We start from the raw sequence: 14,285 nt of genomic DNA, 5'->3' as shown, positions 1-14,285 counted from the left end.
TGCTGCATGATGAATCCAGAGAGCACCGCTCACTCAACTCGAGGAGAAATCATGCGTCATCTGATCACCGGTGCCGGCCAGATCGGCGGCCAGCTTGCCGACGATCTGCTGGCCGACGGTCACGAGGTCGTCGTCCTCCGGCGCAGCGCGCCGGCCGCCGACGCGTCGGGTCGAGGCCCGCGGACGTTCGCCGGCGACGCCGCGGACCGTGACCTGCTGCGCCGCGCCGCCGAGGGCTGCGCCGCCATCCACCACTGCATCCACGCGGCCTATGACGCCCGGGTGTGGCGGCGTGAGCTGCCGGGGCGCGAGCAGGCCGTGATGGATGTCGCCGCCGAGCTGGGCGTACCCGTGATCTTCCCCGAATCCGTCTACGCCTTCGGCCATGCGGCGGCCGACCTGGCCGAGGGCGCGCCCTTCGCGCCGGTCGAGGACAAGGGCCGGGTACGCGCGGAGCTGATGGCGGCCCGCGCCGCACACGCCGCGCGCACCGTCAGCGTCGTCGCCTCCGATGTGATCGGGCCGAGCGCCACGCCCGCCGCGTCGGTCGCGCTGTCCACGGTGATCGGGCCGGTCGCGGCCGGGCGTACCGCCTGGGTGCTCGCCGACCCCGACCAGCCGCACAGCCTGACCACCATCCCCGACCTGACCCGCGCGATGCGCTACGCCGCCGACCATGCCGATGCCATCGCCCCCGGCGGCGATGCCATCGTCCATGCGCCGACCGACGGCGCGCCCACCCTGCGCGAGATCGCCGCGGAGACGGCCCGGATCGCCGACACCGGCCGCGAGCCGCGGATCGTCTCCGTGCCCGCCGGGCTGCTGCGCGCGCTCGGCCCGGTCAATCGGTTGATCAAAGAACTGGCGGCGAGCTCCTATCTGTGGCGCCGCCCGGCCGTGCTGCGCCCCGGGATCCTGACCGAGCGGGAGGGCCTGACGCCGACGCCCTGGCGCGACGCCGTGGCCTCGACGATGCCCCGCTCAGCCTGACCCGCGGCTGATCGCCAGCGACGCCAGCGCGGCCGTGTCGGCGAGCACGCCGTCGATCATGGGTACGCCGGCCTCCGCGCACCGCTCGACCATCCGGTCGCGCAGCACGCCGTCGGCGATCATGTAGCTGACCGCGACAGCCCGAGAACTCGGCAGCTCGGCCAGGGCCTGCGCCAGGGTGGCACCGCCGTCCAGCGCGGCGACCCGCCAGGCGGCCCAACCGGTGCCGGGCGGGCGCTTCGCCAGCTCGGCACCGACTGCGGCGACCGCGTCCCGGTCCGACGAGCCCGGCACGTAGACGAGCACGGTGGTGTCGGCATCGGGCGTGGCACCCGCCCGCGCCAGCAACTCGGCCAGGCCCGCGCCGACCAACGGATCGGGGCCGAGCGGGGGTGCCGCGGCGAAGCCGTCGAGCCCCGGCCGGGCCCGGATCCGCTCCATGATCGCCGGGACATCGGTGCGCGCGTGATGGGCACGGGTCAGCAATACGGGCACCAGGATGCCGCGCGGGCCCAGCTCGGCCGCGGATTCCTCGGGCGTCGGCCCGTGATGATCAAGATAGGCGACCCGCACCGGGGCGGGGTGCCGCTCGGCGACCGCGGTGGCGAGCCGGCGTACCCCCTCGCCGTGCCGGGGATCCGGCGAACCGTGCGCGAGCAGCAGGATCGGGCGCGGCTCAGGCGAGGTCACCGAGCATCCCGCGGACGCCGACGACCTCGCCGATCACGATGATCGCGGGCGCGCGTACCCGCTCCTGCTCCGCGATCAGCGGCGCTTTCTCCAGGGTGGTCACGGTGGTGCGCTGCGCCGGCGTCCAGCCGCTCTCGATCATGGCGACCGGGGTGTCGGGACGGCGCCCGGCGGCGATCAGGTCGTCGGCGGTACGCCCGAGCGTGGAGACGCCCATCAGCAGCACCAGGGTGGCATCGCTCGGGGCGTCGCGCAGCGCGTGCAGGGCATCCTCGGCGCCGCGATGGGCCGACGCCACGACGAAGGAGCCGGTGATCCCGCGGTGGGTGACCGGGATCCCGGCGGCCGCCGGCACCGAGGTGGCCGAGCTGATCCCGGGCACCACCTCGACGCCGATCCCGTGCTCGGCGCAGAAGATCGCCTCCTCGCCGCCGCGGCCCAGCACGAACGGGTCGCCGCCCTTCAATCGCACCACGGCGCGTCCGGCGCGGGCGTGTTCGACCAGCAGTTCGTTGATCCGCTGTTGCGGCACCGGGTGCCGGTTGGGCTCCTTGCCGACATCGATGATCAACACGTCGTCGTCCAGCTCGTCCAGCAGGTCGCGCGGTCCGAGCCGGTCGGCGATCACCACCTCCGCCGCGGCCAGCAGTTGCCGGCCGCGGACCGTGATCAGGTCGGCTCGTCCGGGCCCCCCGCCGACCAGCGCCACCCGGCCGGGCGCGACCGGTGAGCGGGCATCGTCCCGGGTCCGGCGAAGCGGCAGCAGGCCCGAGTCCAGGGCAGCGGCGACGGCATCGCGGACCGCGACGGCGCGGCGCGGGTCCCCGCCGCCCCCGACCGCGACCGTGAGCCCGTCCGCGGCGCCGGAGCCGCGGGCGACGGCGGGGGTGTGGGCGCTGCTGGCGCGGTGGTCGTCGGCGCGCACACACCAGATGCCGTGGCGGTCGGCCTCGGCGGCGGCCGCGGCATTCGCCGCCGAATCGTCGGTCGCGGCGTGGACCAACCAGATCCGCTCGCCACCGGCGAGCAGCTCGCTCCGGAAGAACTCGGGCCGCCAGGACTCGGGGCGCCAGGTGATCGCACCGTCGCGGACCAGCGCGGCGAGCTCCTCGCCGATCCGCGGAGCGATCACCTCGACGCGCGCGCGGGCCTCGAGCAGCCCGCGCACCCGCCGGGTCGCGACCGTCCCGCCGCCGATCATCACGACGCGGCGCCCGGCCAGGTCGAGCAGCAGCGGGTAGTCGCTCATATCGCCCAGGCCTCGGGTTCGGCGTCGATCGAGACGAGCGGGCCCTCGGTCATCCCGGCCGCGAGCGTGGTGCCGTCGGACTCGCTGATCAACAAGAAGGCGCCGGTCCGCGGCAGGGCGGCATAGGTGTCGACGGGCGACGGCTCGGCCAGCCGCACCCGGACCCGCCCGAGGTCGTTCAGCCCCAGCGACTCGGGCGACGGCCCGCGCTGCAGCGTGGTCACGTCGATCCGGTCCAACAACTCGGTGATCATCCCGCGGACATGCCGCGAGCCGATCCGCACCAACACCCGGTCGCGCGGGCGCAGCGGGCGCTCGGCCACCACGACCGTCGTCCCGGTCACCTCGCGGACCACCGCCGGCGCCGCGTCCGCCGCGGCGATCAGGTCGCCGCGGGAGATGTCCAGATCGTCGGCCAGCCGCAGCGTCACCGACTGCGGCGCATGGGCCTGCGTCAGCTCCTCCAGGCCGCCGTCGGCGATCCCGCGGTCGATCCCGATCACCGTGCTGGGCCGTCCGCCCGGCGCGATGATCACCTCATCACCGACTCGCACGCTGCCCGAGGAGACCCGGCCGGCGTACCCGCGATAGTCCGGAAACTGTGCCGACCGGGGCCGGATCACGTACTGCACCGCGAACCGGAACGGTTGCTGCGTCGCCGATTCGCCGACCGGGACAGACTCCAGGTGTTCCAGCAGCGTCGGTCCGGCGTACCAGGGGGTCCGCTGGCTGCGGTCCACCACATTGTCCCCGTCGAGCGCGGAGACCGGGATCGCCGCCACATCGTCGACGCCGAACTCCTTGGCCAGCCGCGAGAAGTCGTCGCGGATCTGGTCGAAGGTCGGCTCGTCGAAGTTGATCAGATCCATCTTGTTCACCGCCAGCGCGACGTGCCGCACGCCGAGCAGCCCGGTCACGGCCAGGTGCCGCCGGGTCTGCTCCACGATCCCGTGCCGCGCGTCGACCAGGATCAGCGCCAGCTCGGCGGTCGAGGCGCCGGTGACCATGTTCCGGGTGTACTGCACGTGTCCGGGCGTGTCGGCGAGCACATAGGAGCGGGTGGGGGTGGAGAAGTACCGGTACGCCACATCGATCGTGATGCCCTGCTCGCGCTCGGCCCGTAGCCCATCGGTGAGCAGCGCCAGATCGGTCGCCGCGAGCCCCCGGTCGGCGCTGGCACGCTCGACGGCCGCGAGCTGGTCGGCGAGGATCGACTTGGTGTCGTGCAGCAGCCGGCCGACGAGGGTGGACTTCCCGTCGTCGACGCTGCCGGCCGTCGCGAACCGCAACAGATCATGGCTCATCAGAAGTAGCCTTCCTTCTTCCGGTCCTCCATCGCGGCCTCCGAGAGCCGGTCGTCGGCGCGGGTCGCGCCGCGCTCGGTGAGCCGGGTCGCGGCGAGCTCGATGATCACCTCGTCGGGGGTGCGGGCGGTCGAGTCGACCGCGCCGGTGCAGGACATGTCGCCGACCGTGCGGTAGCGGACGGTACGCCGGGCCACCTCCTCGCCCTCGCGCGCTCCGCCCCACTCGCCCGGCGCCAGCCACATCCCGTCCCGGGCGAACAGCTCGCGCTCGTGGGCGTAGTACAGGCTCGGCAGTTCGACGCCCTCCCGGGCGATCCAGCGCCAGACGTCCAGCTCGGTCCAGTTGCTCAGCGGGAACACCCGGACGTGCTCACCCGGTGCGTGCCGGCCGTTGTAGAGATCCCACAGCTCGGGGCGCTGGCGTCGGGGATCCCAACCGCCGAAGGCATCCCGGAGGCTGAACACGCGCTCCTTGGCACGCGCCTTCTCCTCGTCGCGGCGCCCGCCGCCGAAGACCGCGTCGAAGCGGTGCTCGGCGATGGCGTCGACCAGCGGCTGGGTCTGCAGCGGGTTGCGGGTGCCGTCGGGCCGCTCGGTGAGCCGTCCGTCGTCGAGATAGTCCTGCACGCTCGCCACCTCCAACCGCAGGCCGTAGCGGGCCGCGATCTCGTCCCGGAAGGTCAGCACCTCGGGGAAGTTGTGGCCGGTGTCGACGTGCAGCAGCGTCAGCGGGGGCCGCGCGGGCGCGAACGCCCGCAGCGCCAGGTGCAGCATCAGCACCGAGTCCTTGCCGCCGGAGAACAGCAGGGCCGGCCGCTCGAACTGGCCGGCGACCTCGCGGAAGATGTAGATCGCCTCCGACTCGAGCTCGTCGAGCTGATCAAGGCCGCCGCCCGCGGCGGCGGTCGTGGGCGAGATGGTGTCGGTCGAGGTCATGTGTGCAGTCCGCATTCCGTCTTGGCCCTGCCCGCCCAACGGCCGGCTCGGGGGTCTTCTCCGGGCTTGACCGCCCGCGTGCAGGGCGCGCAGCCGATCGAGGCGTACCCCAGCTCCCGCAGGGGATTCTCGTAGACGTAGTTCTCCTTGGTGAACCGCGCCACGTCCTCGTCGGTCCAGGCCGCGATCGGATTGATCTTGATCTTGCCGCGCTTGGCGTCGATGCCGATGATCTCGATGTCGGTACGCGTCGGAGCGTCCACCCGGCGCATCCCCGTCACCCAGGCCGATCGCGCGGACAGCGCGCGCTCCATCGGCTCGACCTTGCGCATGGCGCAGCAGGCGTCGGGATCGCGATCATGCAGCTTCGGGCCGTACTCGGCGTCCTGCTCGGCGACCGTCAGCCGCGGCGTGATCGTGATCAGCTTGACCGGTGCCAGCACCTCGAACGCGTCCCGGGTCTCGATCGTCTCGTCGAAGTGGTAGCCGGTGTCGAGGAAGAACACCTCGATCCCGGCCGCGGACTCACCGGCCAGGTGGACCAACACCTCATCGCCCATCGAGCTCGCCACGGTGACCCGCTCGCCGAAGGTCTCGTGCGCCCAGGCCAGCGCCGCCCGCGCGGTCGCCACCCGGTCCTGATAGCTGTCCGAGCGCTCCGGGACCGCTGCCCGCCCGGCCGCGACCAGCCGGTCCAGCTCCGCCGGCTCCAGCCTCACGTCGGCCGGTGCCGCATCGGCGGGAGCGCCGTTGACCTCGAGTTCGATCATGCTTGCTCTCCCTCGGAGGCGGCGATGTGGCCGGGCACGATGGCCCGCTCCAGGCGATGCATGCGCACCGAGAAGACCCGCGCGCAGGACCGGCACAGCCAGCCGTTGCCCGGCTCCTCGACGGGGCGCAGGTCCTCCTCCCCGCAGAACGGGCAGAAATAGGGCACCGCGCGCAGATTGTCCTCGCTCATCTCGACCCCGGCCGGTTCATCGCAGGAGGTCCTCGTCGGCGCGGCGCGCCCAGCCGGCGAAGCTCTCGGCCTCGCCGTCACGATCGGCCAGATAGTTCGTGGTCACCCGCTCGATGTAGTCGACAAGATCATCGGCGCTGACCCGCAGGGCGCGGGTCTTGCGGGCCAGGCTCGGCTCGGCCCCGAGCGTACCGCCCAGATGCACCTGGAAACCGTCGACGGGATTGCCGTCGGCGTCGTCCATCACCAGGCCCTTGAGCCCGATGTCGGCGACCTGGAACCGGGCACAGGAGTTGGGGCAGCCGTTGAGGTGCACCGACAGCGGCGAGTCGAAATCGGGCAGCCGACGCTCCAGCTCATCGACCACGCTGCGCGCCCGCGCCTTCGTCTCGACCAGCGCCAGCTTGCAGAACTCGATCCCGGTGCAGGCCATCACCCCGCGCCGGAACTCGCTCGGGCGGGCGGTCAGGCCGAGCTCGGCCAGCCCGTTCTCCACGGCCGGCACGTCGTCGGCCGGCACGTCGAGGACCAGCAGCTTCTGGTGCGGGGTGAGCCGGACCCGGCCCGAGGCGTACCGTCCGGCCAGTTCGGCCACGGCGAGCAGCGTCGTGCCCGAGACCCGGCCGCCGATCGGCGTCACACCGACCCAGAAGTTGCCGTCGTGCTGGGCGTGTGCGCCGACATGATCACGCCGGTCGTCCGGCGCGCCGGCCGGGGCGGGGCCGTCGATCAGCGGCCGCTGCAGATACTCCCCCTCCAGCACCTCGCGGAACTTCTCCGGACCCCAGTCGGCCACCAGGAACTTCAGCCGGGCGCGGTGCCGCAGCCGGCGATAGCCGTAGTCGCGGAAGATCCCGACCACGCCGGCCCACACCTCCGGCACTTCCGCCAGCGGCACCCACGCGCCGAGCCGCTGGGCGAACATCGGGTTCGTGGACAGGCCGCCGCCGACCCACAGGTCGAATCCCGGACCGTGATCGGGATGGTTCACCCCGACGAAGGACACGTCGTTGATCTCGTGGGCGACATCGAGCGCCGGGGAGCCGGAGATCGCGGTCTTGAACTTGCGCGGCAGGTTGGAGAACTCCGGGCTGCCGATGTAGCGGCGCTGGATCTCCTCGATCGCCGGCGTGCCGTCGATCACCTCGTCGGCGGCCAGCCCGGCGACCGGCGAACCGAGGATCACCCGGGGGGTGTCGCCGCACGCCTCGGCGCTGGACAGCCCGACCGCCTCCAACCGCCGCCAGATCTCCGGTACGTCCTCGATCCGGATCCAGTGCAACTGGATGTTCTGCCGGTCGGTGATGTCGGCGGTGTCGCGGGCGAACTCGACCGAGATCTGCGCGATCACGCGCAGTTGATCACCGGACAGCGCGCCGCCGTCGCTGCGGATCCGGAGCATGAAGAACTCGTCGTCCAGCTCCTCGGCGGGCAGGCTGCCGGTACGCCGGCCGTCGATCCCGGGGCGGCGCTGGGTGTAGAGGCCCCACCAGCGCATCCGCCCCCGAAGGTCATCGCCCGGGATGGAGGCGAAGCCCTCCTTGGCGTACGTCTCGATGATCCGGGTGCGCACGTTCAGGCCGTCGTCGGCGGCCTTGAACTCCTCGTTGTGGTTGAGCGGCGTCCGGTCGCCATCGGCCCAGGCGCCGGTGGTCTTCGGCTTGCCGCCGCGGGTGCGGCGCTCGGAGCTCGACTCGGTGGTCGTGGGCATCGGGATTCCTCGTGGAGGGGTACGCGGGGCGTACCGGTGACAGGGGCGGGGGCGCGTCGATGGACCCGGCTGGTGTGCCGGGTCAGCGCATGCGACAGACGGCGCTGTCGATCAGCATCATGTCCACGTGGATCCGTGTGACGAGCAGATTCGCCATGAGCACAAGCATGCTTGAATTCTCAACCCGACCCAACCCGTGTCCGGCATGTAGGAATCGGGGCCAGATGGACTCAGCGCCCCAGGCGCTCCGGCTCGGGGATGTCCGCGCCCTCGGCGCCGAGCAGCAGCCGGAAGTCGCGCGGATCCGCGCCGTCGGGCGTGCTGCTCAGCGCGATCAGGCCGACCGGCAGGTCGCCGCGACCGCAGGTCGGCCCGGCGCAGCAGGTCACCCAGCTCCGCAACCGGTCCGGTGACTCCAGCCGCCAGCTCGCCCTCTCGCCGACGGCCAGGTCGGGATGCCTCGCCGCGGCCCATTCCTTCGCGGCCGAGGCGAGCCGGGCCGCCAGCGCCCCGATCGCGGTGTGGTCGGGCAACGCGGGACCGATGTTCGCGGCAACCGGGCGCGCATCGTCGCCGATCGAGATCTGGTACGCCGCGACCGTGCCCAGCAACAACCTCCGCTCCACCTGTGCGTAGGCGGCGAGCGTCGGCGGCGCCACCGCGGGGATGCCGGCCGCCCACTGCCGCGGAATCACCGACACGTTGACGTGGCTCACCCCGGGCAGCCCGGCACGGGACCGCGCGGCCAGCCAGTCGCGCGCGACCGTCTCGATCCGGTCGCACATCGCCGCGAAGTCCAGCCCGCCGTCGTCGATGTCGATCGATCCGGTGATCAGTCCCGGCGGGGTGGTCGTCGAGCTCGGGGCGGGTGGCGGCGCGCTGCCCAGGGTGACGAACCCGCCGGCGGCGAACGCATCGCGCAGGCCGCGGAAACTGGCCGACTCCTCGCGGCCGGTGGCGTAGGCGTCGGCCAGCCGCACGTTGTCGCGGATCGTCACCGCGCCGTCGGGTTCGTCGACGAAGCCGTAGGTCGCGGTCAGTGCGGGGAAGAAGATCGCACCCGGTGCCCAGGCGGCGCGGACCACCCACAGCTCGCCCGGGAACTCCCGCTCGGCCCGCGCGCGGGCTTCGGCGACCGCATCGAACGGCGCCACCGAACAGCCCGCCAGCAGCGGCACCAGCCCCGCGGCGACCGCGAAGCTTCGCCGATTCATCGCCGGGCGCCGATCGCGTGCATGCCGGGATTCTCGGCCCGCGGGGGGCCAGCGCGCGCTTCGGCGGCGCGATCTCGGCTGCTACGCTTCCGACGCCATGGACGACTCTGCGTTGCCCCCACCGCCCGACGAACCCTGTAGTACTTCGCCGGCAGGAGCTCGCTCATGAGCTGGGTCCTGCTGGCCATCGCCATCGCGCTCGTCTTCTTGTGCGGCATCTTCGTCGCAGCCGAATTTTCCTTCGTCACGGTCGATCGCGGACAGGTACGCCGTGAGGCCGAGGCGGGCGATCGCGCCGCCCAGGGCCTGGACAAGGCCCTCACCCAGCTCTCCACCCAACTGTCCGGTGCCCAGGTCGGCATCACCTTGACCAACCTGGCGATCGGTTTCCTCGCCGAGCCCGCGGTGGCCGAGTTGTTGCGTACCCCGTTGGCCGCGGCCGGCGTACCCGAGATGGCCATCGGGCCGATCGCCCTCGGCGCCGCACTGGTGGCGGCCAATGTCGTGACAATGGTCTACGGCGAGCTGGTCCCGAAGAATCTCGCGATCGCCGCGCCGATGCGTACCGCCAAGCTCACCCAGCTCCCGATGCGGATCATCACCGCCGCGCTGTACGTGCCCATCCGGCTGTGCAACGGCGCCGCCAACGCGATCGTGCGACTGCTCGGCTTCGAGCCGCAGGAGGAGTTGCGTTCGGTCCGGTCGCCCGAGGAGATCGCCTCCCTGGTCCGCCGCTCGGCCCACCAGGGCATGCTCGACACCGAGACCGCGACGCTGATGGAACGCTCGCTGGCCTTCGCGAATCTGACCGCGGCCGACATCATGACCCCGCGCGTGCGTATGCACACCGTCCGCGCCGATGCGCCGGTACAGGCCGTGCTGGACGCGTCCCGGGCCACCGGGCACTCCCGGTTCCCGGTGACCGGCCGCGGCGAGGAGGCAGACGACGTGGTCGGCATCGTGCACGTCAAGGATGCGGTCGCCGTGGCACCGGACGACCGCGACGCGGTCAGGGTCGCCGAGCGGATGAGCCGGCCGGTGCTGGTGCCGGAGACGCTGCAGCTCGATCCGCTGCTGACCCAGTTGCGCGACGAGGGGATGCAAGTGGTGCTGGTCGTCGACGAATACGGCGGCACGGCCGGCCTGGTCACGCTCGAGGACGTGGTCGAGGAGCTGGTCGGCGACATCGCCGACGAGCACGACACCGCATCGTCGGGGCTGCGTCGCCGCCGCGACGGCAGTTGGGCGGTCTCGGGGCTGCTGCGGCCGGACGAGATCGCCGAGCGGACCGGGGTGTCGCTGCCCGAGGGCGAGTACTACGACACCGTCGCCGGCATGTTCGTCACGCTGTTCGGGGCGATCCCGGCCGCCGGCGACACCGTGACGGTCGCGGTCGCCCGTCAGGTCGATCTCGACGCCGACGGCGCCGACGAGGTGGGCGAGTACCAGGTCAGGCTGACCGTCGAGCGGATGGACGGGCGCCGGGTCGACCGGTTGCGGATGGTGGTGCTGGACGATCTGGTGGACGAGCACCCGGAGCGGCGATCGGGGGCGCTCGGATGATGCCCGTTCTTCCGGTGATGCCTGTCCTTCCGGTTATGGCCGAGTCGGTGGTGCCGGTCCAGGTCGCGCTCTGGCTCGGCGTCGCGCTGTTGTTGTTCAACGCCTTCTTCGTCGGCGCTGAGTTCGCGCTGATCTCGGTTCGGCGTACCAAGATCGAACCGCTCGCCCGGGAGGGCTCGGGGCGGGCGCGGACGACGCTGCGGGCGATGGGCGAGGTGTCGCTGATGATGGCCGGCGCGCAGCTCGGCATCACCGTCTGCACGGTGTTGCTGGGCGCGATCGCCGAGCCCGGCCTGGCGACCCTGCTCGGGCCGCTGGTCGCGATGACCGGCCTGCCGGCGGAGGCGACCGGGGTGATCTCGTTCGTGATCGCGATCAGCATCGTGGTGTTGCTGCACGTCGTGCTCGGCGAAATGGTGCCGAAGAACATCGCGCTGGCCGCCCCCGAGCGCTCCTCGCTGACGCTGGGCCCGCCGCTGATGTTCGTGGTGACGGTGCTGCGGCCGCTGATCTGGGTGCTGAACCAGATCGCCAACCTGAGCCTGCGCGCGATGGGGGTGACCCCGCGCGATGAGGTTGCCTCGGCGTACACGCCGGAGGAGGTGCGCGGCATCGTCGAGGAATCGCGCGAGGAGGGCATGCTGAAGAACCAGTCCTATGAGCTGTTGTCGGGCGCCCTGAGCTTCTCCGACCGGACGATCGAGCCCGTGCTGCTCCCGCTCGCCGAGCTCGCCTGGGTCACCCCCGAGTCGAGCGTCGCCGATCTGGAGGATCTCACCGCGCGGACCGGTTACTCGCGGTTCCCCGTGTTCGCCGAGCACGACGAGGCGGCGCCGGAGGTGCGCGGCTATGTGCACATCAAGGACACGCTCGGCGAGCCGCGCGACACCGTGATCAACAACAAGTGGACGCGTCCGATGCCGATCGTCCGCTTGGACACCCCGCTGCGCGGGGCGATGCAGATGATGCAGGCGCGCCGCGCGCACATGGCGGCGGTGCTCGGCGAGGACGACGAGACGCTCGGCGTGATCGCCCTGGAAGACGTCTTGGAGGAACTGGTCGGACAGGTCCGCGACGCCACCCGCGCCGACGACCGCAGCGCGAGCTGACCCGCGGCCGGGCGGCCGACACGCGGCGCCCGCCGATCGGGGTGGGCGTCGGCCGCGCGCGGCGGCTACGCTGACCGGCCGTGGGCCGCCGGCCCGCCGGCGGCCGGACGGCCGCCCGACCTTCGGGGGAAGGCCGATCGGGTGACCGACACGATCACGAAGCGCGCCCCGCGCGGGCGTCGCACCGTCGCGCCCGGTGTGGTGGATCGGATCTATCGCGGCGTCGTCAACCACGCCGCCTGGGGAGACCTGGTGGTGCCGGCCCCGGACGACATCCGCTCGGCGATCCTGGAGCTTGCCCGCCGCGGACCGTGGGTACGCCTCGGCCTGACCGCGACCCCCTCCGGACGCTGGCTGTTCGACCCGGGGCGGCTGCGCGAGGTGGTCGAGGCGATGGTCGTGCCCCTGCCGGATCCCGACCCGGACCGGCCGACGGCCGACGATGTGGCGACCGTGCTTCGGCACGGCCGGGCCCATCCGGCGGGGCCGCTGACCTACCAGTTGTGGCACTCGCCGTTCCGGGTGGCACTGTCCTGCAGCCACGACCTGGCCGACGGCCGGACGATCGATGCGATGACGTCGGGCATCCTGCGCTTCGCCGCGGACGGGGTGCTGCCCGAGTGGGCGCAGTCGCGCGACCCCCGGGCCCCGCTGGCGCGCGCGCTGCTGCACACGTTCTCCTCGCGGGCCGCGGTGAGCGGGCTGCTGGATGCCCGACGCGCGGCGCGCCACGAGGACCCGGCGCCGGAGCTGCCCGATCCCGGGCCCGGCGTACCCGCGACGCGGACCGTGGTCCTGCGCGGCGCCGGTCGCGAGGTCCGCCGGGAGATCCTGCAGTGGCGGCGTGCGCACGCGCCGCGGGCCAGCCAGGCCATGGTCTCCCTGAGCATCGTCCGGCTCGCGTTGCACCGGGTCGGCCTGGCCCAACAGCCGCGGGTGAATCTGGTGGTCGACAACCGGCGCTATCTGCCCCGGCCGCGGCGGGTGCACGGCAACTTCGTCAGCGGTCTCGCACTGCCCGTGCCCGAGCTGGCCGATCCGTCCGCGCTCACCGAGCGCGTGCAGAGAGTGGTCGAGTCCGGGCGCCCACTGGCGGTGATGGCGCTCGGCGCCGCCCGGGCGCTGGCCCGGCGCGGCGGTGCGGAGCAGGGGCCGGGCGGCGCGGTGCATCCGGCCGCACCGATCGGGCTGACGCACGTCTTCATGGGGCGCTGGGTCTCCGGCGACGCCTGGCCGTGGGCCGGCGAGCGGCGCGAGATGGCCTGCTGGACCGAGCCCGGCGATCCCGCCGGGGTGGCGGTGCTGGTCAGCCAGGCGGGCGGCGGCTGGTGGTACAACCTCAGCCACCATCGCTCGGGCGAGGCCGCGGAACGGATCGCCGAGGCGGCGCGGCTCGCCGCCGAGGAACCCGTCAGCTTGTTGGAATCGGCCCGCGAACGGTGGCGCTGACCGCCGGTCAGGGCAGCAGCCGGGAGTTCTCGTCCGGCCGGCGGCGGTGCGCGATCATCGCCGCGCCGACCACGGCGACGAACCCGGCACAGACGATGAACCAGACCCAGATCGGGACCAGCGTGAGCTCGGACGGCCGCGCCGAATCCTGGCCGGGGGCCGCCGCGACGGTGGCCGACTCGCTCGGCGTGGCCTCATCGGGCGCGGGGGCCGGCTCGTCGGTCTGCGCCTCCGCCTGCGGATCGGGCGGGCGGTTCAGGGTCAGCGTGAGCGGCTGCTCCGCGCCGGTCAGCGCATCGGTGCCTTCGAAACTGATCAGCAGCGGGTACGCCGGGAAGTCCCCGGCGTCTCCCGCGCCCGGCGGCACGGTGACCTGGGCATCGAAGCGGCCCTGGTCGTCGGTGTCGATCGTGTCCAGGTGATCGGCGGCCGCGCCACCGAGCACCTCGACGCTGACCCGCCCGGTCGGCCGACCGTCGCCACGGGTGACCTGCCCGCTCACCCGCACGGGCTGGCCCTGGTCGACGGGCGCGGGGTCGACCTGGGCGGTCAACGCCGTCTGCGCGCGCCGGCCGGTGATCTGCAACAGGTCGCCCTGGACGGCGGCATTGCGCGTCTCGTCGCCCTCGATCATCGCGAGAAGCTGCCGGTCGCCCGGTCGCGCGTCGTCGGGGACGGCGAAGGAGCCCCGCAACATTCCACCCTCGCCGGTCTCGATGGTGGCCAGGACCTGCTCGCCGTCGAAGGTCACGTCGACCGGCACGCCGGCGGGGCCGGGCTGTCCGCCGATGGTCACCGAGCCCGTCACGCCGACCTGTTCGCCGGGCCCCGCGACCAAGGTTTGGTACTCCACCGACAGGGCCGTCGGGGCGGGTTCGGCGGCGGCCGTCGGTGCCCGGCCGGCCAGCAGCGCCAGACCCAGGAGCGCGACGGTGAGGGGGAGCGCAAGCACCCGGGCGGTGCCGGCGCGCGGCGTACCACTCATTGCAGACAAAACCTTCCGACTTCCCGCCGCGAGGGAGCCCCGGGCAGTGCAGGCCAGTTTGCCCGTCCGGATGAGAGATTCCCAGCACCGGCGAGGAGTTTCCTCAGGTACGCCGATTCCTC

The 14,285-nt window shown here is 72.8% G+C and carries 13 protein-coding genes; 4 read left to right on the top strand and 9 right to left on the bottom strand.

All coding sequences use genetic code 11. The features are described from left to right. The first annotated feature begins 51 nt into the window (after positions 1-51). Positions 52-990: an NAD-dependent epimerase/dehydratase family protein gene (locus tag GGQ54_RS06815; RefSeq protein ID WP_179444703.1), complete on the top strand. Its 939-nt coding sequence runs from the start codon at positions 52-54 to the stop codon at positions 988-990. Here the strand turns inward: GGQ54_RS06815 and GGQ54_RS06810 are convergent. The 8 genes from GGQ54_RS06810 to GGQ54_RS06775 all read right to left on the bottom strand — a co-directional run bounded on the left by GGQ54_RS06810 (position 982) and on the right by GGQ54_RS06775 (position 9,057). Then, positions 982-1,680: a CbiX/SirB N-terminal domain-containing protein gene (locus GGQ54_RS06810; protein ID WP_179444702.1), complete on the bottom strand. Its 699-nt coding sequence runs from the start codon at positions 1,678-1,680 to the stop codon at positions 982-984. The genes GGQ54_RS06815 and GGQ54_RS06810 overlap by 9 nt on opposite strands. Continuing rightward, complete coding sequence (gene cobA, locus GGQ54_RS06805; RefSeq protein ID WP_179444701.1) at positions 1,667-2,929, bottom strand: uroporphyrinogen-III C-methyltransferase; 1,263 nt, start codon at positions 2,927-2,929, stop codon at positions 1,667-1,669. Before cobA ends, GGQ54_RS06810 begins: the two co-directional genes overlap by 14 nt. Beyond that, on the bottom strand, positions 2,926-4,233 hold the full coding sequence (locus GGQ54_RS06800) for a sulfate adenylyltransferase subunit 1 (RefSeq protein ID WP_179444700.1): 1,308 nt from the start codon (positions 4,231-4,233) through the stop codon (positions 2,926-2,928). Before GGQ54_RS06800 ends, cobA begins: the two co-directional genes overlap by 4 nt. Continuing rightward, the gene (gene cysD / locus GGQ54_RS06795) at positions 4,233-5,171 is read right to left on the bottom strand and encodes a sulfate adenylyltransferase subunit CysD (RefSeq protein ID WP_179444699.1); all 939 of its coding nucleotides are present in this window, start codon (positions 5,169-5,171) and stop codon (positions 4,233-4,235) included. The genes GGQ54_RS06800 and cysD overlap by 1 nt, the downstream gene beginning before the upstream one ends. After that, positions 5,168-5,941 (bottom strand): phosphoadenylyl-sulfate reductase, encoded by a 774-nt coding sequence (locus GGQ54_RS06790; protein WP_179444698.1) that lies wholly within the window; start codon positions 5,939-5,941, stop codon positions 5,168-5,170. The genes cysD and GGQ54_RS06790 overlap by 4 nt, the downstream gene beginning before the upstream one ends. Beyond that, a complete protein-coding gene (locus GGQ54_RS06785; RefSeq protein ID WP_179444697.1) occupies positions 5,938-6,132 on the bottom strand; it encodes an eL43 family ribosomal protein in 195 nt (64 codons plus the stop codon). The genes GGQ54_RS06790 and GGQ54_RS06785 overlap by 4 nt, the downstream gene beginning before the upstream one ends. Before the next feature lie 16 nt (positions 6,133-6,148). Next, the gene (locus tag GGQ54_RS06780; RefSeq protein ID WP_179444696.1) at positions 6,149-7,843 is read right to left on the bottom strand and encodes a nitrite/sulfite reductase; all 1,695 of its coding nucleotides are present in this window, start codon (positions 7,841-7,843) and stop codon (positions 6,149-6,151) included. Positions 7,844-8,073: 230 nt separating this feature from the next. Beyond that, positions 8,074-9,057 (bottom strand): hypothetical protein, encoded by a 984-nt coding sequence (locus GGQ54_RS06775; RefSeq protein WP_179444695.1) that lies wholly within the window; start codon positions 9,055-9,057, stop codon positions 8,074-8,076. A 165-nt stretch (positions 9,058-9,222) separates the two neighbouring features. Here GGQ54_RS06775 and GGQ54_RS06770 point away from each other — a divergent pair, with 165 nt between their 5' ends. The 3 genes from GGQ54_RS06770 to GGQ54_RS06760 all read left to right on the top strand — a co-directional run bounded on the left by GGQ54_RS06770 (position 9,223) and on the right by GGQ54_RS06760 (position 13,178). After that, positions 9,223-10,620 (top strand): hemolysin family protein, encoded by a 1,398-nt coding sequence (locus tag GGQ54_RS06770; RefSeq protein ID WP_179444694.1) that lies wholly within the window; start codon positions 9,223-9,225, stop codon positions 10,618-10,620. Positions 10,621-10,655: 35 nt separating this feature from the next. Continuing rightward, positions 10,656-11,729: a hemolysin family protein gene (locus GGQ54_RS06765; protein WP_218843741.1), complete on the top strand. Its 1,074-nt coding sequence runs from the start codon at positions 10,656-10,658 to the stop codon at positions 11,727-11,729. Between the two features lie 141 nt (positions 11,730-11,870). Continuing rightward, positions 11,871-13,178: a hypothetical protein gene (locus GGQ54_RS06760; RefSeq protein WP_179444693.1), complete on the top strand. Its 1,308-nt coding sequence runs from the start codon at positions 11,871-11,873 to the stop codon at positions 13,176-13,178. A 7-nt stretch (positions 13,179-13,185) separates the two neighbouring features. Here the strand turns inward: GGQ54_RS06760 and GGQ54_RS06755 are convergent, their stop codons facing one another. After that, positions 13,186-14,163, bottom strand: a complete 978-nt coding sequence (locus GGQ54_RS06755; RefSeq protein WP_179444692.1) for a COG1361 family protein — start codon at positions 14,161-14,163, stop codon at positions 13,186-13,188. Positions 14,164-14,285 lie beyond the last annotated feature (122 nt).

Source organism: Naumannella cuiyingiana (assembly GCF_013408305.1).
Classification (GTDB): Bacteria; Actinomycetota; Actinomycetes; order Propionibacteriales; family Propionibacteriaceae; genus Naumannella; species Naumannella cuiyingiana.
The sequence above is the reverse complement of the archived record's forward strand: the minus strand, read 5'-3'. Positions and strand labels throughout refer to the sequence as shown.

What these genes read in the sequence shown, in the direction of transcription:
- GGQ54_RS06815 (WP_179444703.1), top strand. Translation starts at nt 52, where the DNA reads ATGCGTCATCTGATCACCGGTGCCGGCCAGATCGGCGGCCAGCTTGCC.
- cobA (WP_179444701.1), bottom strand. Translation starts at nt 2,929, where the DNA reads ATGAGCGACTACCCGCTGCTGCTCGACCTGGCCGGGCGCCGCGTCGTG.
- GGQ54_RS06800 (WP_179444700.1), bottom strand. Translation starts at nt 4,233, where the DNA reads ATGAGCCATGATCTGTTGCGGTTCGCGACGGCCGGCAGCGTCGACGAC.
- cysD (WP_179444699.1), bottom strand. Translation starts at nt 5,171, where the DNA reads ATGACCTCGACCGACACCATCTCGCCCACGACCGCCGCCGCGGGCGGC.
- GGQ54_RS06790 (WP_179444698.1), bottom strand. Translation starts at nt 5,941, where the DNA reads ATGATCGAACTCGAGGTCAACGGCGCTCCCGCCGATGCGGCACCGGCC.
- GGQ54_RS06785 (WP_179444697.1), bottom strand. Translation starts at nt 6,132, where the DNA reads ATGAGCGAGGACAATCTGCGCGCGGTGCCCTATTTCTGCCCGTTCTGC.
- GGQ54_RS06780 (WP_179444696.1), bottom strand. Translation starts at nt 7,843, where the DNA reads ATGCCCACGACCACCGAGTCGAGCTCCGAGCGCCGCACCCGCGGCGGC.
- GGQ54_RS06775 (WP_179444695.1), bottom strand. Translation starts at nt 9,057, where the DNA reads ATGAATCGGCGAAGCTTCGCGGTCGCCGCGGGGCTGGTGCCGCTGCTG.
- GGQ54_RS06770 (WP_179444694.1), top strand. Translation starts at nt 9,223, where the DNA reads ATGAGCTGGGTCCTGCTGGCCATCGCCATCGCGCTCGTCTTCTTGTGC.
- GGQ54_RS06765 (WP_218843741.1), top strand. Translation starts at nt 10,656, where the DNA reads ATGGCCGAGTCGGTGGTGCCGGTCCAGGTCGCGCTCTGGCTCGGCGTC.
- GGQ54_RS06755 (WP_179444692.1), bottom strand. Translation starts at nt 14,163, where the DNA reads ATGAGTGGTACGCCGCGCGCCGGCACCGCCCGGGTGCTTGCGCTCCCC.